The following is a 25,623-nucleotide window of genomic DNA, read 5'->3' on the forward strand; positions in this document are numbered from 1 at the left end:
CATAACTCAAAACCACCCGGCCGCCAATTGCGCCAGCGCTTCCAGCCCTACCCGGTCGGCTTCGTCGAAGTCGTTAAGTTGGTCGCTGTCCACGTCGAGTACGGCCACTACCCGGCCATTTTTCAGCACGGGCACCACGATTTCTGACTTGGAATCCGAGCTGCACGCAATGTGGCCAGGAAAGGCTTCCACGTCGGGTACCAGTAGGGTGCGAGCCTCGGCCCAGCTCGTGCCGCACACCCCGCGCCCGCGCCGGATACGGGTGCAGGCAATCGGCCCCTGAAACGGCCCCAGCACCAGTTCCTCACCTTTTACCACGTAAAAACCAACCCAGAAAAAGCCGAACGCCTGCCGTAGCGCGGCCGCCGCATTGGCAAGGTTGGCTGTGCGGTCGAGCTCACCGGCCGTGAGGGCGACGAGCTGCGGATGCAGTTCGGCGTAGTGCGCGGCGCGGGGTAGGCCGGGCGTCAGGAAAAGCGTTTCAGACATCGGTACGTAAACAGGTGAGCCCGGCAAAAGTACCGGTCGGCCGCCGCCCGCGGGCCCCAAGGGCTAGGCCGGGCTCATCTGCACCGTAGTAGTGGAAGTGCTGGCAAAGCTGCCGCCCTGGTGCTCGGTGGCTTGCACGAGGCAATAGTTGATGGCCTCCTTCACGTTTAGATACTCGTCGTAATTGGTCGTATCCACAAAATACTGCACCGTTACCTGCTTGCCGCCGGGCGCGATACTGTCAAATTTCATCTGCACGTCCTTGGTTACCAGCGGTTGAGCCGCTATCGCCGTCACCGACTCCTGAATAATAGCCTGAAGCTGGTCGCTGGTCGTTTTATGGTCGAAGACTAACGTAAACCCTACCCGCCGGGCGGTGCGCAGGCTCAGGTTGTCCAAGGGCTTATCAATCATGCTCTTATTAGGCACGGTGAGGTAGCTTTTTTCGGCCGTGCGCAGGCGGGTGCTGCGAAAACCGATTTTTTCCACCGTGCCGCTCACGCTGCCTGCCGTCACGAGGTCGCCTACCCCAAAAGGCTCATCCAAAAAGATGGTGAACGAGGCCAGCAGGTTTTCCAGGCTCTCCTTGGCCGCGAAGGCTACGGCCAGCCCGCCAATGCCTAGGCCGCCCACTAGGGCCGTCACATTCACCCCGAATACCTGTCCCAACGCCACCAGCAGCCCAATCACCACAATAAAGACCTTGAGCAAATCCTTGGCGAAGGGTAGGAACTGACTGTCGAGCCGCCGCGTGCCGGAGATGGCCGTCAGCTCGGCGCGGCGTTGCACTACCAGCAGCGAAAAATCCACGAGACGCAGAATAACCCAGATAACCGTAGCGATAATACCTAGGTGAAATAAGCCCAGTAGCAACACCTTGGGCCAGGGCGCAGCTCCCTGCACGGCCAGTGGCGGCGCGGGGTAGCGCAACACGCTGAACGCCAGATAAGCAGTTACCAAAAAAAATACCGTGCTCACCGGCTGAATCAGCAGGTCATGCATTTCGTTTTCCGACACGCCAGCCGTATAGCGCTTGGTGAGCCGAAACAGCAGCTTATTGAGCAGCCGCGACAACACCCGGTTCAGCAACGCCCCGAGTAGCAGGATAAGCGCCGCAATAACGTATTCGAGCAGCTCATTGCCGAACAGTTGCCGGTGCAAAAAGAGAGGCATTTCCATATGTACTAACCAAGGCAAAGGCTCCCGGCTTTTCCTACGCTTTACGCGAAGGGCCGGCCGGCCGTTGACTGTTACGCTTTCGGGAATTCAGGCTAAGCTGGTTCCGGCCTTCAGCCAGCCGAACTCGCTATTTCACAGGCCATTCATCCTAAAATTTACTTGCTTTCGAGAGGCGATAATAAAATTATGGCTTTAATAATTTCTGTATAAAACAGAAAAAGTGCCAAAACAAATCAGAAAGCCAGAATTTGCACTTACCCAAGCTTGATTAGTAATAGACAGTGCGGATATTTTATGCGTGGGAGAACGTGTACAATGTTATTCTTAGCTTACTTTGCAATGCCAAGTCTTTAGCGATACTGGCTTGGCTTCATTCTTCTATTTCTCCCTTCTACCATTTTTCAATCTAAGTTACCATGAAGCCATTGCATTCCCGCGTTGACGCGGACCAATTGGAGCGTGCAGCAGCCATGCTCAAAGTGCTTTCGCACCCCAAGCGCCTCGCTATCGTTGACCTGCTCGGCAAAGGCAAGGGCAACAAGGAGCACCAGATGTCGGTGACGGAAATCTACCAGGCACTCGATATTCCGCAAGCCATTGCGTCGCAGCACCTCATTACCCTGAAGGACCGCGGGGTGCTCAAGTCGAGCAAAATCGGCACCAAGATTTACTATTCATTAGCTGTACCACAGCTGATGAAAATCATTGATACTCTGGAAGATTACTCTAGCCGCATCTAAAGCGGACGCGGTGCCAACATTGCTGTTAGCCTATAAAACCAGATAAAGTTCTCCGGAAACGTTTGTTTTTAGCACTTTATTAAGAATAGGTCTGCGTGCCTGGCGTTATTCCCAGTATGTTTAAAGGCTACCCGCCTCCATACAGTGAACCCTCGCTCAATTATCGATTCACGATAATTGAGCGAGGGTTTTTTGGATAAACGCGAAAGAAGCTACACTGGCCAGCGCACCCTTACTGAGCTAGGCGGCAGCTACCGTCTGGTGCTCTAGGTCGAAAATAGTGGTGAGCAGCGGCAGCAGCTGCTCGGCCTCCTCGCGGCGGCAGGCTGCCTTCAGGTGCAACACGTGCTGCTTTAGCACCTTCTGCATAAAGGCGCGGGTAGCTTCGTCCAGCAGTTTCACTTCGGCGGGGGTAGCCTTTTTCTGAAAACGGTCCAGCTCCTGCTGGCGCAACTGCTCCAGGTTGGCCTTCATGCGCTGAATAAGCGGCGAAACGAGCATTTCGCGGCTCCAATCAGCGAAATCCGCTACGCTCTCATCAATGATGACGCGCACCTGCGGCACGGCGGCCAAGCGTTGTTCCAGCGCGGCCGAGGCTTTGCTCTGGATAGCATCGACGTTGTAGACCAACACGCCGGGCACCTGCTCCACGTCGGCGGCCACGGAGCGCGGTACGGCCAAGTCGATGAAAAACTTATAACTCAGCACGTCGAGGTGCGCTACCAGGTCGTGGGTAAAAAAGGGCGTTTCGCGATTAACGGAAGAAATAATCACATCGGCCGTGCGCAACGCTTCTGCTAAGTCTTCAAAATCGACAACGCGCAACTGACCGGGGGCAAATTCGGCAGCCAGCTGCGCGGCGCGGGCGCGGGTGCGGTTACAGAGCGTGACGTTGGCAAACGACTTGCTGCCGGCCAAATGGCGGCACACGTCGCTACCAATCTCGCCCAGGCCCACTACCAGCACGCGCGGGCTAGCCACGTCGGCCGTTAGCTCCTCTACCAGCTCCAGGGCTGCGTAGCTCACCGAAGCAGCCCCGTCGCGGAAGCTGGTTTCCTGCTGCACGCGCTTGTTGGCGAAGAAGATAGTATGCAATAGGCGGTGCAAAAACGGGCCCGCCGCATCGGCATCGGCCGTCCACTGGTACGCCTGTTTTACTTGATTAATAATCTGCATATCGCCCACCACTTGGGCGTCGAGGCCCAAGGCTACCTCAAACAAGTGGCGGGTAGCGGCCTCCGGCTCGGCGTAGTGGTCAAAGTAGGGCGCGAAGCTCAGCGCATCGGGACGGTTTTTCAATTCGCCCAGCGCCCGAATGATAGCCGCCGAGTAATCGTCCTCGTGGGCGTAGTAGATTTCGGTGCGATTGCAGGTGCTTAGCACCAATAAGTCGCTCAGGTGCAACTCCGTACGCAACTGCTGCAAAAATCGGCGGCAGGCCACCTCATCCAGTGCGAGTAGCTCGCGAATAGCGAGCGGTGCCTGGCGGAAGGATAAGCTAACAGCCTTAAAGGGATGGGACATAACACGGACCGGCTCGGAGTCGGCCAGTAAAATTACTTCACAAATACTGGTCCCTAAAAAACAGTCGGCGGGCTGATTGGGTTCGGCCGGGCCCAAGGATATATGAGAGCGGGTACTTACTCGTTGAACGCAAGCTCCAGCTCTCCGAATGCCGGGCCCGACCTTTGTCCCGCTATGCTTCCTCCCCTGTACGACCAAAAATCCCGTATCAAGCTGTTAGTGTTGCTACTGGCACTGCTCATTGCCGGGGCTACCGTGGTGTATACCAACTCGCTGGTGCAGCGCCTTTCGGAGCGCGAGCAGCACCAGATTGACCTATACGCTCGGACGCTGCGCTACATTATTAATACGGAAGACACCAAAAACCTGCAATTCTTGCAAGAGCAGATTATTGAGGCCAACACTACGATACCGGTTATCCTGACGGACGGCGAGAACATCAACGATGCCAAAAACCTGGGGCTCGGCGCGCATCTGTCGGAAGCCGACTCGATGCGACTGCTGAACGCGGCGTTGCTGGCCATGCAAAAGCGCCACCCGCCCATTGTGATTGAGCTAGCCGGCGGCACCCGCAACTACGTTTTTTACCAAGATTCGCGGCTGCTGCGGCAGCTGCGCACCTACCCCCTGGTGCAGCTCGGGGTGATTGCCTCGCTAGCCGTGATGGCCTATATTTCGTTCAGCTACTCGCGGCGAGCCGAGCAAAACCGGGTGTGGGTGGGGCTGGCCAAGGAGACGGCCCACCAGCTGGGTACGCCACTCAGCTCGCTGGTGGGCTGGCAAAGCTACCTGCGCGAGAGCGTGCGCTTCCATGACGAGCCCATTGTGGAGGAGCTGGGCAAGGACATTAAGCGCCTGGAAATTATTACGGAGCGCTTCAGCAACATTGGCTCGGTGCCGGTGCTCAAGGCTGAAAACCTCTACCACACTACCCGCAACGCCATTGCCTACCTCGAAGCCCGCGTGTCGCGCAAGGTCAAGTTCAGCATTGAAACCGACCTGCCGCTCGATACGCCGGCCTGCCTCAACGTGCCGCTCTTCGACTGGGTAGTGGAGAATATCTGCAAGAATGCGGTGGACGCGATGGATGGGCGCGGCTCCATTACGCTGCGGCTGTGCCGGGTGAAGCCCAAGCGGCAGTGGTGGCGGCGGCGCGCCCCGCACCCGCAAGTAGCCATCGATATCACCGACACCGGCAAGGGCATTCCCAAAAACAAGCTCGAAAGCGTGTTTTTACCCGGCTACACCACCAAGAAGCGCGGCTGGGGCCTGGGCCTGGCGCTGGCCCGCCGCATCATTGAAAACTATCACCAGGGGCGGCTCTACGTGAAGGGCAGCGAGGTAGGCAAGGGCACCACGTTTCGGCTGGTACTCAACCAATGAGTGGGTAGCGTAAGCCAGCTAAAAGAACGTCATGCTTCGCTTTGCTCAGCATGACGTTCCTTCACTGCCATATTACTGGCCCTACCCTCCCATTACCAGCTGCTCGGGTAAATGCAGCAAATAGTCGCCGTAGCCGCTTTTGCGCAGGGGCTCGGCGATTTTGCGCAGTTGCTCAGCATCAATAAAGCCCTGGCGGTAAGCGGCTTCCTCAATGGAGCCGACTTTGAGGCCCTGGCGCTGCTCCAACACCCGCACAAACTCGCCGGCCTGCATCAGGCTCTCAAAGGTGCCGGTGTCGAGCCAGGCCGTGCCACGGCCCAGGATGCCCACTTTCAGCTTGCCGCGGCGCAGATACTCGCGGTTCACGTCCGTAATTTCGTACTCGCCACGCGGGCTGGGCTCCAGGTTTTTCGCAATTTCCACCACGGTATTATCGTAGAAATACAGACCCGGCACGGCGTAGTTGCTTTTGGGATGGGTAGGCTTTTCCTCGATACTAAGGGCTACTTTATTTTCGTCGAACTCGACTACGCCGTAGCGCTCGGGGTCGTGCACGTGGTAGGCGTACACTACCCCCCCATCGGGGTCGTTATTGGCCTTGAGTAGCTCTTCCATGCCTTCGCCATGAAAAATATTGTCGCCCAGCACCAAGGCTACTTTATCCTGACCAATGAAGTCGGCTCCCAGCACGAAGGCCTGCGCCAGCCCGTTGGGCAACTCCTGCACCACGTACTGAAAGTTGCAGCCCAGGTTTTTACCATCGCCCAGCAGCTTCTGAAATTGCGCCTGGTCGTGGGGGGTAGTGATGATGAGAATTTCCCGAATGCCCGCCATCATCAAAATTGACAGCGGATAGTAAATCATCGGCTTGTCGTAGACGGGCATAAGCTGCTTCGAGACGGCGAGGGTAAGCGGGTGCAGCCGGGTGCCGGAGCCGCCGGCGAGGATAATACCTTTCATAGTTGGTTGTTGGATTGCTGGGCGGTTGAATAGCGTACTAGAAAGCAATCACGTTAAGTATGTAATTCGGCCATCTGGCCATTAAATAATTTAGCAGTTTCTTTCCTTAATAAAAGCTTGGTTTTCTTTAAACCAACTCAGCGTCTGTTGCAAACCCTCGCGGATGCGCACGCGCGGCGCGTAGCCGAGCCGGGTTTCAGCTTTGGTAATATCGGCTAGTGAGTCGCGGATGTCGCCGGCGCGGTTCGGGCCGAAGTGAGGTTCCAGGCTGGAGCCGGCTTCTTCGCGCAGCAGGTTATACATCTCGACCAGCGAGGTACGGTTGCCGACGGCGATGTTGTAGACCTGGCCCAGCGCCTCGGGGTTGGTAGTAAGGGCGGCCCGAATGTTGGCCTGCACGCAGTTTTCCACGAAGGTGAAGTCGCGGGTCTGGCCGCCGTCGCCGTTGAGGGTAGGCGGGTTATTTTGCAGCAGCGCGTCGATGAAGAGCGGAATCACGGCCGCGTAGGCCCCGCCGGGGTCCTGGCGCGGGCCGAAGATATTGAAGTAGCGCAGGCCGATAATCTCCATCCCGTAGGTGCGGGCAAACACATCGGCGTACAGCTCGTTGGCGTACTTGGTGACGGCGTAGGGCGAGAGCGGCTTGCCGATGCGGTCCTCCACTTTGGGTAGGCCGGGGTGGTCGCCGTAGGTCGAGCTGCTGGCCGCATACACAAAGCGCTTAATACCGGCTTCCTTGGCCGCGTAGAGCATTTTCACGAAGCCGCCCACGTTCACTTCATCGGTCGTCACGGGGTCGGCAATGGAGCGCGGTACCGAGCCCAGCGCCGCCTGGTGCAGCACAATGTCGATGCCCTGGCAAGCGCGGGCGCAAGCATCGCGGTCGCGAATATCGCCTTCCTGCACTTCCAGCGCGGGGTTATCCGCAAACAGTTGCAGGTTTTTATGGAAGCCGTTGGAGAAATTATCCAGCACCCGCACCTTCCCTACCCCCTGCTTGAGCAGGTACTCGACAAGGTTGGAGCCGATGAAACCCGCCCCGCCGGTGACGAGAAAATTTAGGCTGGTGAGGGGCTGGTCGGTGAAGGGAATTTCGTACATAAAGCTGTTTTATCGTTGCGAGCGCAGCGAAGTGAAGCGCGGCAATCTTTCCTTGATAGTTGTTAACCGTCTGATTACTTCCGCTATTGAAAAGGAAAGATTGCTGCGCTCCACTTCGTTGCGCTCGCAATGACAGACGGACGCTAACTACCTATTAGGGTACTGCTTGGTATTATACTCCTGGTAGGCACCACTGGTCACGCTGTCGAGCCACTCCTGATTGGCGAGGTACCAGTCCACGGTCTGGCTCAAGCCCTGCTCGAAAGTTACACTCGGCTCCCAACCCAGCTCGCGCATGATTTTGCTGCTGTCGATGGCGTAGCGCATATCGTGGCCAGCGCGGTCCGTCACGAAGGTGATGAGCTGACGCGAAGTGCCCTGGGGCTGGCCGGTTTTCTCGTCCACCACGTCGCAGAGCAGCTGAATAAGCTTGAGGTTCTGCCACTCGTTCACGCCGCCAATGTTGTAGGTATCGCCCAGCTTTCCTTTATGAAAAACCGCGTCGATAGCCGTGGCATGGTCTTTCACGAAGAGCCAGTCGCGCACGTTTTCGCCTTTGCCATACACGGGCACTTTCTGGCCGGTGCGCAGGCGGTGAATGGCCAGCGGAATCAGCTTTTCGGGGAAGTGGTTGGGGCCGTAGTTATTCGAGCAGTTGCTGAGCTTGATGGGCAGGCCGTAGGTGTGGTGCCAGGCCCGCACAAAGTGGTCGGAGGCGGCTTTGGAAGCCGAGTAGGGCGAGCGCGGGTCGTAGGGCGTCTCTTCAGTAAACATTTCCGGGCCGAAATCCAGCGAGCCGTACACCTCATCGGTACTGACGTGGTAGAACAAGTGGTTTTCAAAGCCTTTCGGCTTCCACAGGTTCTTGGCCGCATTCAGCAAATTCACGGTGCCAATCACGTTGGTTTTCACGAACGCCATCGGGTCGGTGATGCTGCGGTCCACGTGGCTTTCGGCGGCGAGGTGAATCACGGCATCGGGTTCCTCGTGGGCAAAAAGATGGTCCACGAACGCCTGGTCGGCGATGTCGCCCTTCACGAACTGGTAGTTCGGCGCGTTTTCCACGTCGCGCAGGTTTTCCAGGTTGCCCGCGTAAGTCAGCGCGTCGAGGTTCAGAATCTGGTAGTCGGGATATTTAGTCACGAATAGCCGCACCACGTGCGAGCCAATGAAGCCGGCCCCGCCGGTAATGAGGATTTTCATGGAATTGAGGGCATTTGTCATGCTAAGCTTGCCGAAGCATCTCGCTCGCATTGTTGAGTGGTTTAGTTAGTACACCATGCTAGATGCTTCGGCAAGCTTAGCATGACGTTCTTTTTATACTTTACTCACTTACCGAGCGCGAGCTGCCATTTCCAGGCGCTGGCCAGCGAGTCGCGCAGGGAAGTCGTCGTTTTAAAGCCTAGCACCTCAGCAGCCTTGGTGGCGTCGGCGTAGATAGCGGGCACATCGCCGACGCGGCGCGGGCCGATACTATAGTTCAGCTTTTGGCCGGTGGCTTCCTCGAATGTTTTAACTACTTCGAGCACCGAGTTGCCGTGGCCGGTGCCCACGTTGAAGGTCTCCACTATGTCGCTGGCGCGGCGGTCGAGCAGGCGCTGCACGGCCGCGATGTGGGCCTTGGCCAAATCTACAACGTGGATATAGTCACGGACGTTGGTGCCATCGGGCGTGTCGTAGTCGTTGCCGAAGATGGTGAGCTTCTCGCGGATGCCGGCCGCCGTTTGGGTGATGAATGGCACCAGGTTATTGGGTGTGCCCAAGGGCAGCTCGCCGATGCGAGCCGATTCGTGCGCCCCAATGGGATTAAAATAACGCAGTAGAATGGTATGCAGCGTATTATCAGCTGCACCCGACGTGTCGTGCACAATATCTTCGCACATCTGCTTGGTGCGGCCGTAGGGCGAACTGGCCGGCTTGGTGGGGGTAGCCTCCGTCACGGGCAGCTGGTCGGGGATGCCGTACACGGTGCACGACGATGAGAACACCAGATTCGTTACCCCCTCGTCCTTCATCACTTCCAGCAGAGTCAGCAGCGAGCCCACGTTGTTGTCAAAATACGCCAGCGGTTTTTGCACCGACTCGCCCACCGCCTTGAAGGCCGCGAAGTGAATGACGCCCTGAATGTTACCTTCCGCTTTAAACACCTGGTGCAACGCCTCCGCATTACCGCAGTCGATGCGGTGGCACGTCACGTCGTGCCCCAGAATGGCCCGCAGCCCATCGAGCACCGACGTGGCCGAGTTGCTGAAATTATCCACAATCACGGGCTCGTAGCCTGCCTGGGCCAGCTCCACTACGGTGTGGGAGCCAATGTAGCCGGCTCCGCCGGTAACGAGAATCTTCATAATCAATGGGTGAATGAGTGAGTGGGCAAATGAGTTGATGGGAGCCAGGGCGTTTTTACTTACCCATTTGCCCACTTATTCACCCATTGCCTATAAGCTCCAGTAGTGCAAATCGTGCATGGGCTGCCGGCGGTAGAGGCCTTTAATATCCACTAATACGGCATCGGCGGCGGTGATGGACTGAAAGTACGCCTCGTCTTTATCTAAGTAGGGCCGGTGGCTGACGGCTACGATAACGGCGTCGTAGTCGTTCCGGATGTTATCGGCGGGCGTGAGGCGGAAGCCGTACTCGTGGTTCAACTCGTTGGAATTGGCGTGCGGGTCCACGATGTCCACGTTCACGGAGAAGTTTTTTAGCTCCTGAATCACGTCAGCCACCTTCGAGTTACGGATGTCCTCCACGTTTTCCTTGAAGGTCGCGCCCATCACCAGCACCCGGCTTTTGGCCACGTCCTTGCCGCGCTTAATCATCATCTGCACCGTTTTGCGGGCGATGTAGGCCCCCATATTATCGTTGGTGGTGCGGCCCGAGAGGATAACCTTGGCATCGTAGCCCAGCTCCTTCGCCTTGTAGGTGAGGTAGTACGGGTCTACGCCGATGCAATGGCCGCCCACCAGGCCGGGCGAGAATTTCAGGAAATTCCACTTGGTGCCGGCCGCTTCCAGTACCTCGTAGGTGTTGATGTTCATACGGTCGAAAATCATCGACAGCTCGTTCATGAGCGCGATGTTCACGTCGCGCTGGGTGTTTTCGATAATCTTGGCGGCCTCGGCCACCCGGATGCTGCTGGCCCGGTGCACGCCGGCATCCACCACCAGCTCGTACACTTTGGCCACCACGTCGAGGCTTTCGGCGTCGCAGCCGCTCACCACCTTCACGATGCGGCGCAGGGTGTGCTCCTTGTCGCCGGGGTTGATGCGCTCGGGCGAGTAGCCGACCTTGAAATCACCTTTGGCGAAGCTCAGGCCCGAATATTTTTCCATCACCGGGATGCAGTCTTCCTCGGTGCAGCCGGGGTAGACGGTGCTCTCAAATACCACGTAATCGCCCTTTTTCAAGACCTTCCCCACCGACATCGAGGCCCCGAGCAGCGGCTTGAGGTCGGGTTGGGCATGCTCGTCGATGGGGGTAGGCACGGCCACGATGAAGAAGCGCGCCTCGCGCAGCACGTCGAGCGAGTCGGTGAAAGTGATGTCGCAACCGGCGAAGGCGGCGCTGTCCAGCTCGCCGCTCGGGTCTTGGTGGTTGCGCATCATGTCCACGCGCCCGGAGTTGATATCGAAGCCGATAACCGAGAGTTGCTTGGCAAATTCGAGGGCGATGGGCAGGCCCACGTAGCCCAGGCCAATCACGGCCAGCTTGGCTTCTTTGCGGAGGAGTTCGTCGTACACTTCGTTTAAGTATGAATGTTGAACGTCATGCTGAGCTTGCCGAAGCATGACCGTCTAATGATTTTGATTTTTAATTGATTATAAATACCGTTTTTTTATCGGTACTCAACTGATATACTTCCCCGCTTTCAGGGCAGGTGGCGCGGCCGGCCGCGTCGAAGCGCAGGCGCTCGCCATGCGCGCTGAGCCAGCCGTGCGGCCGGGCAGGGTTGCCGTAGACGAGGGCATGGGCCGGCACGTCTTTGGTGACCACGCTGCCCGCGCCCACGAAGGCATAGCGCCCTAGCCTGATGCCGCACACCAGCGTGGCATTGGCCCCGATGCTGACGCCGCACTCCAAGTGGGTAGTTTGATAGTGGGCCGCGCCGCGCCGCGGCACGGCGCTACGCGGGTTGCGCACGTTGGTAAACACCACGGAGGGGCCCAGGAACACGTCGTCCTCGCACGTCACGCCTTCGTAGAGGCTCACATTATTCTGCACCTTCACGTTGCGGCCCAGCGTCACGCCGTCGGCTACGAATACGTTTTGGCCCAGCGAGCAGTTTTCGCCCAGCACCGCGCCCGCCGCTAAGTGGCAGAAGTGCCAAATGCGGCTGCCCGCCCCCACGCGGCAGCCCGCGTCGAGCACGGCGGTAGGATGGGCATAAAAGTCGGCAGCGGGTTCGGCCACGGGCGCAGGCAGGGTTAGCGGCCGCAAAGGTAACGCCCTGAGTGGGGTTGAGGGGTAGGGCGTACTTTTGAATAAATTGCATTCTTCGCTTTAGCCCGCCTGCTTTTATGGGACTGCCCGCTTTCCAATCCCAACCCGACGTGCCCACCCGCGTGTCGCCCGCCGACTACCTGCGCCTAGAGCGTGAGGCGGAATACAAGCACGAATACTACGCTGGCGAAATCCGGGCGATGGCCGGGGCCAGTTTCGCGCATAAATAAGATTTGTGTTAACCTGACCATTAGCCTGGGAAACTCATTGCGCGGCAAGGGCTACACGCCGGTGGGCAGCGACCAGCGGGTGCACGTCAAAAACAAGTCTTCTTTTCTCTACCCCGACCTATCGGTGGTGTGCGGCCAGCCCAAGTTTTTAGAGGCTAAGAAACCGGATACGCTGCTCAACCCGGTTTTCCTCGCGGAAGTACTTTCGGCTTCTACCCAGGATAAGGACCGGGGCGAGAAATTCATGCTCTACCGGCAGATTCCCAGCCTGCGCCACTATTTGCTGCTCAGCTCCGAAGCCGTGCACGCCGAGCTGTACTCGCTCGATGAGCGGGGCCGCTGGGTGCTCACCGAAATCCGCGAGCTGAGCGCCATGCTCGACCTGGAGGCGCTGGGCTGCCAGCTGCCGCTGGCCGCCGTATACGAGGGCGTGACCCTGGCCGCCGACGCGCCGGAAGAGCTGCCCGCGGCGTAGCCTGCCGGCCGCAGGGGGGTAGGGGCGCGGCGCTAAGGCCGCCACACCTCGGCCGAATCGGCGGGGGTGGCGGGGCGGGCCAGCAGCACCAGCTGGGCATCTTCGTAGAGCACGCGGTAGCCGGGGCGGGCGCGCAGCGCGGCCAGGGCCTGCCGGGCCTGGGCTGGCGAGAGGGGCCAGGCGGCGTGCTCGTCGGGCTCGCGCGGGAGGGCCACCAGCCGGGCCGTGCGCAGCACCGGAAACAGGAAAATGTCGCGCCGGTCGAGCAGGTGCGGCACTAGGTTGGAAGACGTGCTTAAGGCCACGCCGGGCGGCACCCGCGCCAGGGCCGCGTACAGGCCGGCGCGGTTGGGGTAGGGGCAGCGGTAGTGACGGCCCAGGAGAAAGTTGCCGGCGGCACGGTCGTACCACTCGCTGCGGCGCGCATAGAGCGTGACCACCGAAAACACCGCCGCGCCCGCCAGCGCCGCCGCCCACGCCCCACGCCGGAAGCCAGCCCCCGCCACCCTACCCCCCCGCAACGCATCGACCACGGCCAGCGTGAGCACGGGCGCAAACTCGATGGAATACTGCCCGTTGATGCCCCACAGCGCGTAGTCGTTGGCCAGGAATTTTTGGGCCAGAATGGGTAGCAGCATCAGCCCGTACCAGGGCCGCCGCCACAAGGCCCAGCCACCCGATACCAGCACGGCCGCCCAGGTTTCCAGCTTGATGTAGTCGTAGCCAGCATCGGGCAGCGTGTTTTGGAAGAGTACTGCCCACAGTCGCGCCGGGTGGGTGAGCACATTGGCTAGCACCTCCGGCAGCGAGGGGCCCAGCCAGGCATAGCGCCCGAGTTGGGTAAAAGGCCGGTGCGTGGTATCGAGGGCCGGCATCACGTAGCGCGTAATAACCTGGTAGTAAGCCAGTGATAGCACCGCCCCCAGCACTAGCCACCCTACCCGCGCCCGATGGGCGCGGTGCTGCCAGGCCAGGGCCAGCAGCACGCAGGCCAGCCACAGGGCCAGGTTTTCCTTACTCACCAGTATAAGTAGGGCGGCCAGCGCGGCCCTACCCCCCCTGCCCTGCCCCACCCACAGCGCTAGCCAGGGCAGGGCCATCGCGCCCACCACATTGTCGTGGTAATCAAAGCTAAACGCCGAATAAACGCCCCACTGGCAGCCCAGCAATGCCAGGGCGTAGTTGGCCACGCGGGGGCTACCCCCCTGGGCGCGGGCGTAGTGCCACGCGCCCAGCAGCCCCAGCAGCACCGCCCCCATCTGGAGCAGCAGCAGCGCCCAGGCCCCGCCCACCAGGTAATAGAGCGGCACGGCCAGCGCGGGCGTCAGGCTGAAATGGCTGGCCAGAAAGCTAGTGGGCGGGGCATCGAGCAGCAGCGTCACGCGCGGGGCCCGCAGGTGGGCGAAGTCGGCCACGGCCTGCGCCGTGAAGCCCAGGTCGAGCGCTGCGGTACGGAAATTCCACTGGTTAACCAGTGAAATCAGGCTGTAAACCAGCCCGAAGATGAGCAGCAGCGCCGGGCGCCGGGGCTGAGCCAGCCAGGCGCGAAAGGAGGATAGCATCAAAACTTTCTGTTACTTTACCTGTCCAGAACCAGCATCTAACGCGTAGCTGGCAGGAACAGGCGGCCCAATGAGCAGTAATTGCCGCGCCTGGGTCGCGGTGCTACCCTTCCATATCCCGCGAATAAGAGTTCCTTGGCCATCGAGGTCGGCGCGGTAGTCACGCACGGGCTGGCCGGGTATGCGTACAACCCGCAAGCCCGGCATTTCTAAGTAAATAGTCGAGTCGAGCTGTTGCACGCGGGCCGCCGCGTATACTAGCCACTCGTCACGGTAAAGCTGCGGCTGGTTAGCAAACCACGATATTTCATCCATGCCCCACACGAAAGGTGGCTGGTTGGGCTTATATAAAATGGCCCCGCCAAAATTATCGAATTCCACTAGCCCAGGCAGGTGCTTGCAATACCAACCGCTGGGCGTGCGACCTCCAGCGCTCAGGCTGTAGAGAGCCGCGTCGGGCTGCACCCAGGCGGCATAGTCGAGCCGGGCCCCGTGGGTACCGTGGCGCAAGGTGTCGGTTTCGGTAGGCCGCAGAGGGGTCGCGTGGAAATCAAACAGCAATTGGCGCACCGAGTCGGGAAGCGGGTGCGCGGGGTCGGGGTCGTAGAACTCGCCGTGGGTATGGGCATCGCAGAGCACGAAGCCCCGGTTGCGGGTGCGGGCATAGCGGCGCACCCGCGCCAGCATCTGCCACCAAGCATGGTGGCCGGGGTCGCGGTCGTCCATGAGGCGCACCTGGCCAAAGTGCAGCGCTTCGCAGCCCGCATCGAGCTGACGGAAAGCACAGAAACAGAACCACAACCGCGTTTCGGGCCGGCTCATGTCGGGCACGCCGGCGGCCTGGCCAGGCGGGCGGTTTTCGAGGCGATAATGCGCCGGGTCGGGGCCGGCAAAATACGCCGGATACATCATGCTATCCAGGCAAAAATGCCGCCGGGCGAGCCGCACGGTATCTTCTCCAACCTCGGCCCGGAGGCGGTTGGGCACCGTTAAATTGTTTACGCCCGGATATACTATCTCGAATATTGCTCCCTGCACTATCATGTCGGGCTGGCCCGCCCGCAGTCGCGCCACGGTTTGCCGGGTCGAGTCATACCAAGCCTGCTCGGCGGCATCCGAGCCGGGTGTCAGCCAGAAGCCGCCCACCCGCCCAGCGAAACGAGTGCCCAGCCGAGCGGCCCAGGGCAATAGCGACTGCCGGGCGGAACTAGGAATACCCACAATGCCCTGCAAAGTGAGCGCCCGGCTCAGATAGTAGCGAAGCTGGGCTTCGGTGAGGCCCGCGCGAATAGAGTCGGGTAGGGGCTCTGCCGATTGCGCCCATGCGGGTCGGCTGGTCAGCCCCAGGCCCGTCAGCAGCAGCAGCACTAGCTGCCAGGCATCACGTCGCAGCTTCGACATTGAGAGGACAGACTTTTGAATTTAGCAGCACGGGGTATGGCCCTACCCCGCCCGCTGTACGGCGCAGACGCGGGCGCGGGTGAGTAAGTTCGCACTATTATTCAATGGTAAATTGAAAAATGAAATTCTGTAGCTTGCCATGACACTACCCCGATTGCTAGCCCGCGATAGTCGCTGGCGACACTGGCTGGTCGGCCTCTGCCTGGGCGGGCTGCTGGTGCTGGGCCTGGCCACCGTGCGCGACTACGGCATGTCGTATGACGCCCAGCCCAGCCGGGAAATCGGCATGACCAGCCTGCGCTACGTAGCTGACAAGGTGAACCCTGGCTTCGTGACTCAGCCCAGCCAGTGGGGCAATTTTGCTTATTTCAACGTGCCGCTGGCGCAGTTCAAAGACCGCGACTACGGCGTGGCGTATGAGCTGCCCGTGACGCTGGCCGAGCGCCTGTTGGAGCTGCCGGATACACGCTCGGTTTTCATTTTCCGGCACTTATGCACTTTTCTGGTTAGCTGGGTAGGCGTGCTGGCCCTCTACGGGCTAGGCCGGCGGCGCTATGGCGGCGACTGGCGGGCGGGCCTGGCGGCGGCGGCCTTGCTGGTACTGAGTCCCCGGCTATTCGGGGAGTTCTTTTATAATGACAAGGATGCCGTTTTTCTAGCCCTGAGCACGGTAGCTACTTACACCACCGTGCGCTTCGTGGAGCGGCCCACCTGGCGCTGGGCCTGCCTCCACGCGCTGGCCTGCGCGCTGGCCATCGACGTGCGGCTGATGGCCGTGCTCTGGCCCCTGGCTACGCTGGTGCTGGTGGCGTGGCAGTCGGCGCGGGGCGAGTACCGGGCGGTCGGCAGCAGGCGGCAGCGGGTGGGCGGGCTGCTCAGCTACGCGCTGTTGCTGCCGCTGCTGGTGGTCGCCTGCTGGCCCTTTCTCTGGGCCGCGCCCTGGACCAACTTCGTGCAGGCGTTTCATAACATGCAGCATTTTCGCTGGGACGGGCCCATCCTGTACCGGGGCAAAGTCATTTACGCCTTCGACCTGCCCTGGCACTACGTGCCGCAATGGATACTCATCACTACCCCCCTGGCGCAGCTGGCCCTGCTGGGGCTGGGGCTGGGGGTCGTTGTCCGGCAGGCCGTGCGCCGGGGCTGGCTCCTGTACGGGGCCGGCACCCGCGAGTGGCAGGACCTGTTGTTTTTGGGCCTGGGCCTGAGCCCGTTGCTAGCCGTTATCGTGCTGCATTCGGTGCTGTACGACGGCTGGCGGCAAACGTATTTTATCTACCCCCCCCTGCTGCTGGTGGCGCTGCGGGGGCTGGTGGCGCTGTGGCGCTGGCTGCCCGGCCGCGCCTGGTGGCAGCAGCGGCTGGTGGCGGGGGCGCTGGTAATAGGCGCGCTCAGCTCCGCGGTTCAGATAGTCTGGATGTACCCGCTCGAAAGCCTCTACTTTAACGTGCTGGCCGGCCCAAACCCCAAGGCCCGCTTCGAGCAGGACTACTGGGGCATCAGCTACCTGCGGGGCCTGGAATGGGTGCTCGCGCACGATGACCGGCCCGTTATTCGGGTCTGCACCGACCCCGGCATGTCGCCGCCCCTGCGCGACAACAGCCAGATGCTACCCCCTGGCAGCAAGGAGCGCATCCAGGTAGTATATAAGCCCGAGGAAGCCGACTACTTTTTGGCCAACTACCGCTGCCACCCCGCTCCCTACGACCTCCTGCACGAAACGGGAGCCGTTCGGGCGGGTAATGAAGTGGTTTTATCTATTTTTCGGCTTAAATGGTGAGCCGCTTTTTTGCTTTGCGCACCAGCTGCCTTTCCGCATGACTAATTCTTCCCGTCGGGCCGCCTGGCTACCCCAGCTCGGCTGGTTGCTGCTATGCAGCCTGATTTGCTTATCGGCGGCTCTTTACAATGGGTTTCCGTTGGTTACTTCCGACTCGGGGGCCTACATCAACTCGGCTATTCACCAGGAAGTCCCCTCCGACCGACCCATTACTTACGGCCTGTTCATGCTGGTGACGAGCCTGCGGTTTTCGTACTGGTTTATTATCTGGGCGCAAAGCCTGCTGCTGGCCGCCCTGCTGCTGCGCTGCGTGGTGGAGTTCGTGCCCTGGCTGCGGAGCTGGCCGCTTCGGCTGGCCCTGGTGGGGGTAGTGGCCTGGGCCACGGGCTTTTCGTGGTATTGCAGCCAGTTGATGCCCGATATTTTTACGGCTATTGGCCTGCTGGCGCTGGGTTTGCTGGTGTTGGGACGGTTCCGGTCGGGCCTGGAGCAAGGGCTGCTGCTGGTGCTGCTGCTGCTGAGCGCGATTATGCACTCCTCCAACTTATTGTCTTTCAGCATTGCTGCGCTGGGATTTGGCGTGGCCGCCTGGCAGCAGCGGCTCTTTGCCCGCCAGCTGCTGCGGCGGGCGCACTGGCTGGCCGCCACGGCCGTGGTGCTGGCGGGCTGGGTGCTGCTACCCGCCCTGCACGCAGCCTTTGGGGGCGGGTTTACCATCACGCGGGCCGCCCCGATATTTTTAATGGGCCGGCTAGTGGAGGCGGGCGTCGTGGATGCTTATCTGGCCGACCACTGCGGCGACCCCGATGCGACCTGGCTGTGCGCCTACCGCGACCGGCTACCAAACGACGCCGTTGGCTTTTTATGGGGCCAGGATAGTCCTTACCAAATCACGGGCGGCCTGGAAGCTAATCTAGCTGGTTATCGTCGCATTGTGCGTGTTATTCTGACCTCCCCGCGCTACTACCCCCGGCTGGCCGCGATGGCCGTGCAGAGCACGCTGCGCCAACTCACTCACATCGCCCACGGCGATGGCCTGTGGGCTTACCGCGAAAATAGCAGTCCCTACTGGCGCATTCCCGACCTAGCCTCCTACGAAATGAAGCCCTACCTTTCGTCGCTGCAAAACCACAACACGCTTCATTTTGAAGACCTTAATGCGCGCGCCTATGCCGCGCAGCTGCTGGCGCTACTGGTCGTGCTGGGGGGAGTAGCCGCCAAGCGCCGAGGCCAGTGGGCCGCCGGGCGCGTGCCCGTGCTCCTGCTGCTCGCGCTGTGGGGGCTAGGGCTGGTAGCCAATGCGTTTGCCGCCGGAGCCCTGGCCAACGTGCTGGACCGCCTGCAGGGCCGCGTGGCCTGGCTGCTCCCCTTCGGCGCGGTGCTGCTGCTGGCTGAGCAGGGGCCCATGCTGGCCGCCTGGGTGCGAACGCGCCTGCCTGCCCGCAACAGGTTGCCCGCTCCCGCCAGCCGCCATGACTAGGCGAGGTTTATTCCTAGCTTTGCGCGATTTTCTTCGCCTTTTCCTTTCCGTATATGCCTACCCCTACTCTTCGTTTCTGGCTGGCTCCCCTCGCGGGGCTCAGCTTACTGGCTGCCACCAGCTGCAAGCAGGATTCAACCACTGACGGCACCAGCACGCTGCTGGCATTCAACGACTACGAGGCGGTGGTGGGCTGGGTGCCCAATCCCTCCCCGTCGGTTACGAGTGAGCGCGCGCACTCCGGTCGCTACTGCGTGAAGGTGGGCCCGCAGGACGAATTTGGGATGGGCTACTCGATGGTACTGGAAAAAATTATTGACCACCGCCCCCACAAGCTGCGCATAGAAGCCTGGGGCTTTATGACGGACGCTAACGCAACGGCTAAAATAGGCTTTCAGCTATTTAATGCGGCGCAGGACAAGGTGCTCTTCAGCGATGGCATCGAATATGCCGATGCCATTAAAACTCCGGGTAAGTGGGTGAGAATCAGCAAGGATATTACGCTGCCGAATGATGTCGCAGGTAATCAGCAGATACGCGTATTTCTGTGGCGGTCAGTGGCAGGTAGCCCAGCATATGTGGATGATTTAAAAATATCAGAAGTGCAGTAAGTCATTGGAACTCCGGCTTGCGCCAGCGTGGCAATCGCTTGAGCTCCTTATGTCCTCATTCTCCCTGCATCTTTCTCGCTTACTTATTATTCTGCTAGTATTGGCTACGGCGTGCAATCAGACAGCAGCTCCAGCGGCGTCCTATGCGAAGACCTTGATAAGCAATGACTTTGAGCACAACCTGGGTTGGGGCGGCGCGCAGCCCTCGCTCACTATCGCTTGGGCCCACAGCGGGCAGGCGGCCGTGCTGGCGGAGCCGCAACAGCCGTTCAGCTACACCTTTGCCCGCACCCTGGGCGAACTGGCTCCCGGTGCCCTACCCTATCACCTGGAGCTGACGGGCTGGGTGCTGCGCACGGCGGCCGGCAGCACGGGCCGGCTTCATTGGTGGTGCAGGTGGTGGCCAGCCCCACCAATGAAGCCGGCATGGCCTACGCGGCGTGACTGCTGGCCAAAGCCCCGCCCAAATTTGGCGAGTGGGTAGCGGTGCGCCTGCCCGTGGTGCTACCGGCCGCCGCCACGGCCGGCAACCTGCTCAAAGTATACCTCTGGAACGACCAGAGCACCTCGCCCGCTTACCTCGACGACGTGGTGCTGCGGCGCGTGGCTAAATAGCGCGGCGCTGTTCGCGGCGGCTTTCCTAACCTTCTGTATTACGCTATGCAAGCTTCGGCTACTACTCTGGGCGCGCCGCCTGCGGCGCGCGGACCCGTTTCGCTGGCGGCGGTGCTGGTGCTGTTTGTGCTGATGCTGCAAGCCCGGCTGTGGGCTCCGTACTGGAGCACGCACAACGTGCAGGCCATCCTGACCTGGGACGTGATGGGCTATTACCTCTACCTGCCCGCCCGGTTCATCTACCACGACCTCGGCCGGCTGGCTTTCAGCGGTGACATTCTGCGCGAATACTCGCCTACGGGTTCGTTTTACCAGGCGTTTCAGGTGCCGGGCGCGGCGGCGGGGCAGCTCGTGATGAAGTATCCCATTGGCCTGGCCCTGCTCTGGACGCCCTTTTTCTGGCTCGGGCACTGGGCCGCCGGCTGGCAGGGCTACCCGCAGGATGGCTTTTCGGCTCCTTATCAAATTGCCATTACCTGCGGCGGCCTGCTCTATGCGCTGCTGGGCCTGGGGCTGCTGCGCCGCCTGCTGCTGCACTACTTCACCGATGCCGTGGCCACGGTGGTATTGGCCACGCTGGTGCTGGCTACCAATTACTTGGAGTACGCCGTGTACGACACGGCCATGCCGCACAACTACCTCTTTACCGGCTACGCGGGGCTGCTGCTGCTGGTGCGGCGCTGGCACCTGCGGCCCACGCGGGGGGTAGCGTTTGGCATCGGGCTGGTGCTGGGCTTGCTGGTGCTCATCCGGCCCTCGGAGGCGGTGGCGGCGGTGCTGCCGGTGCTGTGGGGGGTAGGGGGCCTGGCCGCCGCCCGCGCCAAGCTGGCGCTGCTACGCCAGCGCTGGCCCGATGTGCTGCTGCTGATGTTGGGCGGCGTGCTGGGCGTGCTGCCGCAGGGCCTGTATTGGAAATGGGCCACCGGGCACTGGCTGTTTTACAGCTACGGCGACCAGCATTTCAGCTTTTTGCGGCCGCACGTGTGGGCGGTGCTATTTAGCTTTCGCAAAGGCTGGCTCATTTATTCGCCGCTGCTGGCGTTGGTGCTGCTGGGCTTCGGGCCGCTGTGGCGGCGGCACCGCGGGCTGGCCGTGCCGGTGCTGGTGTATTTTATCTTGAATTTGTGGGTGGTGTCGGCCTGGGATATCTGGTGGTACGGGGGCAGCATTGGGTGCCGGGCGCTGGTGCCCAGCTACGCCGCGCTGGCCCTGCCCTGGGGTGCGGGCGTGGCCTGGCTGCTGGCCCCCGGCCGGCGGCGCGCCTGGCCGCTGGTGGCCGGCGCGGCGGCGGTGCTCTTCACCGACCTCAACATCTTCCAGCACTGGCAGTACCAGCGCTCCATCATCCACCCCGAGGAGATGAACCGCGCCTACTACTTCGCGGTTTTCAACAAAACCATGCCTACCCCGGCCGACTACGCCAAGCTCGACGAGGCGCACACCGGCCTGCCCCGCGATGCGCGCTACTACCACGCCCGCTCGCTGGGCAAGCTCAATTTTGACCAGGCCCCGCCCGACGAGGCCACCGGCATCAGCGCCGCGCAGGGCTACTTCAGCCGGCAGTCGTACTTCTCGACCGGTGCCCACCCCTACGGCCCGGCCCTGACCGTGGCACTGGGGGCGGCCGGCGTATGGCCCGGCGACTACGTGCGGGCTTCGTGCCGGGTGTTTTCCGACTACGGTGCCTGGGGCGATAAGCTGGTGCTGACCGTGGAGCGCGACGGCAAGGCCCTGGCCTGGTACGGGGTGCGCCTCCAAAACCCCGCCAGCGTGCCCCGCAGCTGGGATAATGCCTACTTCGACGCCCGCGTGCCCGCCGATGCCCGCCCCACCGACGTGCTCAAAGTGTACGTGCTTAACGAAGGCGGCGCGGCCTGCTTCATCGACGACGTAGAAGCCGCCGTGATGGAGCCGCTGAAGCCGTGAGCAGCTCAGTACTCATTCAAGAGTTTGCAACTAGTAAGCGGTTGACAAAAGACTGTTAATCAGGGCAAAAGCTGACAGCTCATTTCTTAAACTACCTCAGCGAAGTTACTGTCCGTAATAAAACTGGTCAGCAGCGCGCGCAGCTCATCATCTGGCAAGCTGAGGCTTTCGCCCAGATAATTCTCATCGTTGGGGTTGATATACCCGGTCAGGTGCTTGAAATCAGCCGGATTAGGAGTGCGGAACCCCATCGACCACTGGGTAAATAGGCGGTGAGTTGCCGGGCCATCAGCCAGCTTTATAACCTTCGTGTGGCGCGGGTCGTGCACGATGCGGCCAAAAACCGCGCGCACGTTGGCTTCGCTTCCTTCTAGTAATTGCACAATGGTGCCGTCGCTGTAAAGCAGCACTCCCGTTAGGCCGTGGGCAGCGTTGAAGGCGCGGGATTGGGTGAGCAATTTCGTCAGCTGCAAGTCGCCAAATGGCACTGTGGCGTAACTCTGATAAACCAGATAATGGAGGCCGCCCGGCAGTATCGCCTCTCCGTGGCCTGGCCCACTCACTTCCCGGTGCAAGCGCAGCACGCGGGATATAATACTCACGTCCAGGGGCTTCGTAAAATAACCAGCCACGGCTTGGTAGCGGGCAGCCCTTGCCCGGTCCTCCGGATTAATCGAAGACGTTAGCAGCAGCACGCATATTGGGTGCGTGAGGGGTAGGCGGGAGAACGCGTCCAAGAACTCCCAGCCATCCATCAGGGGCATGTTCAGGTCAAGCAGAATAAGGTCCGGCAGGTTGGCCCCTGCTTGCAGCGCCGCCGTGAGCTGATTCAACGCCCGCTGGCCATTAGAATAAAGTTGCACCTGGGTTTCCCACAGGGTTTTTTCTACCAGCACCTTGGTAGTAGTAGCCGTGATGAGGTCATCCTCTATCACATAAATCAGCTTTAATTCGAACTTGCTCATACCGAGGGATATTAAGCGCTGGTTCGGCGAGGATAGCGGTAGCTAACCCTGAACTTGGCCTAAATAAAGGGGTAGTTAATGCTGTGAAATGGATAAATAAGGGTTGGTGGACCAACTTTCCGAAATTGAATAATACCGGGATAGGATAAGCTGTGCAATTTAAGTGAGATACCCGTTTCCGTTGCTTCGCGTCACCCAACTACTACCGGCTTATTTCTCCCAACGCGCCAATTACTCACGTCCACTGGCACAGTCAGGCTCATCACCAACAAGGGCAGGGCCCGCCGAATAAAAAAGCCGCGGGGTAGTTGACCCGTAGCCGGCAGCCCGAGCTGGCCGTAAGCGCCGGGCGTTAAGCCTATGCCGGCCCAGGGACAGCTATAAAAAGACGAGCTTTATACATGGACGGCTTCCTGCTGCTAATCGCTCGCTTCCCAAAGCAAAGACTTCATACGCTGCACGTTTACCTTGCCCAAGGGCTTGGAAAAATAGCCTTTCACCTCTTTGTAATGCGTGGATTTTTCTATGTCCGTGGGCTGAATGGACGATGTGAGAATGAACACACGCACCTCTTCCTGCGCTAGGGGTAGGGTACCGAAAGCATCTAAAAACTCCCAGCCATCCATTTGCGGCATATTCAGGTCGAGCAGAATCAAATCTGGGATGCTACCCCCCGTGCGCACCACTTCCTGCAGTTGGTTGAAGGCCAGCTGCCCGTTGCCAAACGTCTGGACCGCGCGGTAGCGCAGGTCCTTTTTGACGATAAACTCCGTGATAACGGCCGTAATACGGTCATCCTCCACTACGTAGGCCAGCTTAGGGGTTTTCATGGAATTGGATAGTAAAGGTGGAGCCCACGCCGACTTCGCTGTCTACCGCGATAGTGCCTTGCATGGCTTCCACCTGGTTTTTAGTAATAAACAGGCCTACCCCGCGCGCGTCTTCGTTGTCATGAAACGTTTTGTACATGCCAAAGAGCTTCAAGCGGTACCTGACCACATCAATCCCAAGCCCATTATCCTGTACCGTCAGCCCTACCCCCCCTGGCGTGGCCTGCGCGTGCAGCCGAATAAAGGCGGGCCGGTCCAGGGCCCGGTATTTGACCGCGTTGCTAATCAGGTTGAGCAGAATGCTGTCCAGGTACGCCGGCACTACGGTCACGGTCAGGGCCGGGGGCACCGCCACTTCCACCGTAATGTGGTGCTGACGAATGAGCACGCTCAGCGCCTCCAGGGTTTTGTCAATCTCCGTTTTGAGGGTGCGCAACGCTTTGGGCTTGCTGACGTTGTTGTTGATGGTGACGATATCGTTGAGGTTAACAATAGTATCGGCCAGTTGCTCGGTGCTGGTAGTCAGCATCTGCAAAAACATGGTTTTCTGCTCTTTGCCCTTGGCTTCCGACAAAAGCTGCACGAGCGACGTCAGGTTGGCCGAATGCGAGCGAATGTTGTGCGAAATAATGTAGGCAAAGTTTTGCAGCCGCAGGTTCTGCTGGCTGGTCACGTCGAGCAGGTGCTGCGCCCGCTGGAGGTTTTCCAGCAGCAAGGTCACGTCGTAGCCAACGCACAGGATTTCCTTTAGCTCGCCCCCTTCGCCCAGAATACCTTTAAACTCCCAGTGATTGGACTTGATGGAGCCGTCGCGGTAGGGCTTGCGCAGAATCACCTGGTGCGGTACCTCCGGGGCCTGAAAGCACTGCATCACTACTTCCAGGCACTTCGGCCGGTCTTCCTCCACAATGCTGAGGAGCGACGAGGTACCGATTAAGTCATGCTCCCAGCCAAAACGCTCGTAGAAAAAGTCATTGACGTAGGTGTAGTTCCCCTGCGGGTCCGTCTTTAAGATGTAAACCGACTGGTTACTCAGAATAGAGCTGTAGTGGGTCGCTACCTCCTGGGCATAGGCTTCTTTGTGTTTTTCCTTCGTCACGTCGAATAGCGCCCCTACCAGCCAGGAGGCACTACCCCCATCGCCGCGCAGCACTACCCCCCGGCAACGTAGCCACGCGGGCGAGCCCTCGCGGTACGTACCCTGCAGCACCAGGTCGAAATCCTGGGAGGGGTCCTGGGCGCATACTTCTGCCCTTTGCCAAGCGGTGGCTAAGTCGGTGGGGTCGATACAAGCGCGCCAGGCAGCGGGGTCAGCAGGCACTTGGTCTGGAGAATAGCCTAATGTCTGCCAGAAGGCAGCATTCACCCAACTTTCGGTGGGTAGCAACAAATTCCAGTATAAAAGACCATCCGTCAACGAGTTTTGCAGAAAGTCAACCACCACCGGATTATAGGTGATTGACGCGGCTAGCTCAGGATGCTGTTTAAGTAGCGTTGACACAACTAATAGGTAGGCAAAGTTTTTAATTACAATAAGATGCGAGTCGCTCGGATTGTTGGGTAGTGTGTAGCCGCTTTACCCTGCTACTGGCTCCCGCCGGCCAGATAAACTGTTGCGTCCGCGTCACGCTGTCTCTGTCCAAAGTCTTGGGTAAAAAGCCTTTCACGACGTTATAACGCTTAGCTTTTCGCGGTCGTCGGGATGGTCATAAAAAATTAATTCAACTGCTAAGTATAATTTTTTTTATAAGGCAATTACCTGAAGCGTTCGATGGAGTAACGTATTAATTGCTAATTGTCACCGAAGCTGGCCACCACTGCCGACGCTGTAAAACACCACGTTTTCAGTAATCGCCGTTTGATAAACGGGCAATTGTGATTATCAATTTTTTTTGATAAACTACTGTAAATCTGCTATTTATTTCGCTCTAC

General features: G+C 59.8%; 24 protein-coding genes. 10 read left to right on the forward strand and 14 right to left on the reverse strand.

The genetic code is table 11. The annotated features are described in order from the left end of the window. Positions 1-6: 6 nt before the first annotated feature. The gene (locus tag LC531_RS17325) at positions 7-489 is read right to left on the reverse strand and encodes a GAF domain-containing protein (protein WP_223652501.1); all 483 of its coding nucleotides are present in this window, start codon (positions 487-489) and stop codon (positions 7-9) included. Positions 490-552: 63 nt separating this feature from the next. Beyond that, positions 553-1,668 carry a mechanosensitive ion channel family protein gene (locus tag LC531_RS17330; protein ID WP_223652503.1) on the reverse strand — a complete coding sequence of 372 codons (1,116 nt, stop codon included), beginning with the start codon at positions 1,666-1,668 and terminating at the stop codon, positions 553-555. A 416-nt stretch (positions 1,669-2,084) separates the two neighbouring features. Here LC531_RS17330 and LC531_RS17335 point away from each other — a divergent pair, with 416 nt between their 5' ends. Then, the gene (locus LC531_RS17335; protein WP_223652505.1) at positions 2,085-2,408 is read left to right on the forward strand and encodes an ArsR/SmtB family transcription factor; all 324 of its coding nucleotides are present in this window, start codon (positions 2,085-2,087) and stop codon (positions 2,406-2,408) included. A 240-nt stretch (positions 2,409-2,648) separates the two neighbouring features. Here LC531_RS17335 and hemA read toward each other — a convergent pair whose 3' ends face one another. Continuing rightward, entirely contained in the window at positions 2,649-3,932 is a 1,284-nt protein-coding gene (gene hemA, locus LC531_RS17340; RefSeq protein WP_223652507.1) for a glutamyl-tRNA reductase, read from the reverse strand. A gap of 174 nt (positions 3,933-4,106) precedes the next feature. Between hemA and LC531_RS17345 the strand changes: the two genes are divergently transcribed. Continuing rightward, entirely contained in the window at positions 4,107-5,315 is a 1,209-nt protein-coding gene (locus LC531_RS17345) for an ATP-binding protein (protein WP_223652509.1), read from the forward strand. An 81-nt stretch (positions 5,316-5,396) separates the two neighbouring features. Here LC531_RS17345 and rfbA read toward each other — a convergent pair whose 3' ends face one another. The 6 genes from rfbA to LC531_RS17375 all read right to left on the reverse strand — a co-directional run bounded on the left by rfbA (position 5,397) and on the right by LC531_RS17375 (position 11,786). Continuing rightward, entirely contained in the window at positions 5,397-6,275 is an 879-nt protein-coding gene (gene rfbA / locus LC531_RS17350; protein ID WP_223652511.1) for a glucose-1-phosphate thymidylyltransferase RfbA, read from the reverse strand. Positions 6,276-6,365: 90 nt separating this feature from the next. Next, complete coding sequence (locus tag LC531_RS17355) at positions 6,366-7,376, reverse strand: SDR family oxidoreductase (protein ID WP_223652513.1); 1,011 nt, start codon at positions 7,374-7,376, stop codon at positions 6,366-6,368. A gap of 147 nt (positions 7,377-7,523) precedes the next feature. Beyond that, entirely contained in the window at positions 7,524-8,579 is a 1,056-nt protein-coding gene (rfbB, locus tag LC531_RS17360) for a dTDP-glucose 4,6-dehydratase (RefSeq protein ID WP_223652515.1), read from the reverse strand. Between the two features lie 125 nt (positions 8,580-8,704). Next, complete coding sequence (galE, locus tag LC531_RS17365; RefSeq protein WP_223652517.1) at positions 8,705-9,724, reverse strand: UDP-glucose 4-epimerase GalE; 1,020 nt, start codon at positions 9,722-9,724, stop codon at positions 8,705-8,707. Positions 9,725-9,814: 90 nt separating this feature from the next. Further along, positions 9,815-11,116 carry a nucleotide sugar dehydrogenase gene (locus LC531_RS17370; protein WP_223652519.1) on the reverse strand — a complete coding sequence of 434 codons (1,302 nt, stop codon included), beginning with the start codon at positions 11,114-11,116 and terminating at the stop codon, positions 9,815-9,817. A 70-nt stretch (positions 11,117-11,186) separates the two neighbouring features. Then, complete coding sequence (locus tag LC531_RS17375; protein WP_223652521.1) at positions 11,187-11,786, reverse strand: acyltransferase; 600 nt, start codon at positions 11,784-11,786, stop codon at positions 11,187-11,189. 107 nt (positions 11,787-11,893) lie between these two features. On the opposite strand from LC531_RS17375, the gene LC531_RS17380 reads away from it, so the two are divergent. Both LC531_RS17380 and LC531_RS17385 read left to right on the forward strand, forming a co-directional pair. Beyond that, the gene (locus LC531_RS17380; RefSeq protein ID WP_223652523.1) at positions 11,894-12,046 is read left to right on the forward strand and encodes a Uma2 family endonuclease; all 153 of its coding nucleotides are present in this window, start codon (positions 11,894-11,896) and stop codon (positions 12,044-12,046) included. Between the two features lie 37 nt (positions 12,047-12,083). Beyond that, positions 12,084-12,521 carry a Uma2 family endonuclease gene (locus tag LC531_RS17385; protein WP_262903299.1) on the forward strand — a complete coding sequence of 146 codons (438 nt, stop codon included), beginning with the start codon at positions 12,084-12,086 and terminating at the stop codon, positions 12,519-12,521. Between the two features lie 32 nt (positions 12,522-12,553). On the opposite strand, the gene LC531_RS17390 is transcribed toward LC531_RS17385, so the two are convergent. Together LC531_RS17390 and LC531_RS17395 are read right to left on the reverse strand one after the other, a co-directional pair. Further along, positions 12,554-14,083 carry a DUF2079 domain-containing protein gene (locus tag LC531_RS17390; protein ID WP_223652525.1) on the reverse strand — a complete coding sequence of 510 codons (1,530 nt, stop codon included), beginning with the start codon at positions 14,081-14,083 and terminating at the stop codon, positions 12,554-12,556. A 12-nt stretch (positions 14,084-14,095) separates the two neighbouring features. Further along, positions 14,096-15,484, reverse strand: a complete 1,389-nt coding sequence (locus tag LC531_RS17395) for a hypothetical protein (protein ID WP_223652527.1) — start codon at positions 15,482-15,484, stop codon at positions 14,096-14,098. Between the two features lie 139 nt (positions 15,485-15,623). Between LC531_RS17395 and LC531_RS17400 the strand changes: the two genes are divergently transcribed. The 6 genes from LC531_RS17400 (at position 15,624) to LC531_RS17420 (ending at position 21,896) form a co-directional block, all read left to right on the forward strand. Next, entirely contained in the window at positions 15,624-17,264 is a 1,641-nt protein-coding gene (locus tag LC531_RS17400; protein ID WP_223652529.1) for a glycosyltransferase family 39 protein, read from the forward strand. A 37-nt stretch (positions 17,265-17,301) separates the two neighbouring features. Continuing rightward, positions 17,302-18,744, forward strand: coding sequence for a hypothetical protein (locus LC531_RS17405; protein WP_223652531.1), 1,443 nt, complete (start codon positions 17,302-17,304; stop codon positions 18,742-18,744). Between the two features lie 53 nt (positions 18,745-18,797). After that, the gene (locus LC531_RS17410; RefSeq protein ID WP_223652533.1) at positions 18,798-19,355 is read left to right on the forward strand and encodes a hypothetical protein; all 558 of its coding nucleotides are present in this window, start codon (positions 18,798-18,800) and stop codon (positions 19,353-19,355) included. A 154-nt stretch (positions 19,356-19,509) separates the two neighbouring features. After that, positions 19,510-19,839, forward strand: coding sequence for a hypothetical protein (locus LC531_RS17415; protein WP_223652535.1), 330 nt, complete (start codon positions 19,510-19,512; stop codon positions 19,837-19,839). 2 nt (positions 19,840-19,841) lie between these two features. After that, positions 19,842-19,970: a hypothetical protein gene (locus LC531_RS22750; RefSeq protein WP_262903300.1), complete on the forward strand. Its 129-nt coding sequence runs from the start codon at positions 19,842-19,844 to the stop codon at positions 19,968-19,970. Positions 19,971-20,015: 45 nt separating this feature from the next. Next, positions 20,016-21,896: a hypothetical protein gene (locus LC531_RS17420; RefSeq protein WP_223652538.1), complete on the forward strand. Its 1,881-nt coding sequence runs from the start codon at positions 20,016-20,018 to the stop codon at positions 21,894-21,896. Positions 21,897-21,982: 86 nt separating this feature from the next. Here the strand turns inward: LC531_RS17420 and LC531_RS17425 are convergent, their stop codons facing one another. From LC531_RS17425 to LC531_RS17435, 3 genes are all read right to left on the reverse strand, one after another. Next, positions 21,983-22,861 carry a BLUF domain-containing protein gene (locus LC531_RS17425; protein ID WP_223652540.1) on the reverse strand — a complete coding sequence of 293 codons (879 nt, stop codon included), beginning with the start codon at positions 22,859-22,861 and terminating at the stop codon, positions 21,983-21,985. A 419-nt stretch (positions 22,862-23,280) separates the two neighbouring features. Then, on the reverse strand, positions 23,281-23,691 hold the full coding sequence (locus LC531_RS17430) for a response regulator (protein WP_223652542.1): 411 nt from the start codon (positions 23,689-23,691) through the stop codon (positions 23,281-23,283). Further along, positions 23,678-25,192 carry a PAS domain-containing sensor histidine kinase gene (locus LC531_RS17435; RefSeq protein ID WP_223652543.1) on the reverse strand — a complete coding sequence of 505 codons (1,515 nt, stop codon included), beginning with the start codon at positions 25,190-25,192 and terminating at the stop codon, positions 23,678-23,680. Before LC531_RS17435 ends, LC531_RS17430 begins: the two co-directional genes overlap by 14 nt. Positions 25,193-25,623 lie beyond the last annotated feature (431 nt).

This window comes from Hymenobacter psoromatis, assembly GCF_020012125.1.
Lineage (GTDB): Bacteria > Bacteroidota > Bacteroidia > Cytophagales > Hymenobacteraceae > Hymenobacter > Hymenobacter psoromatis.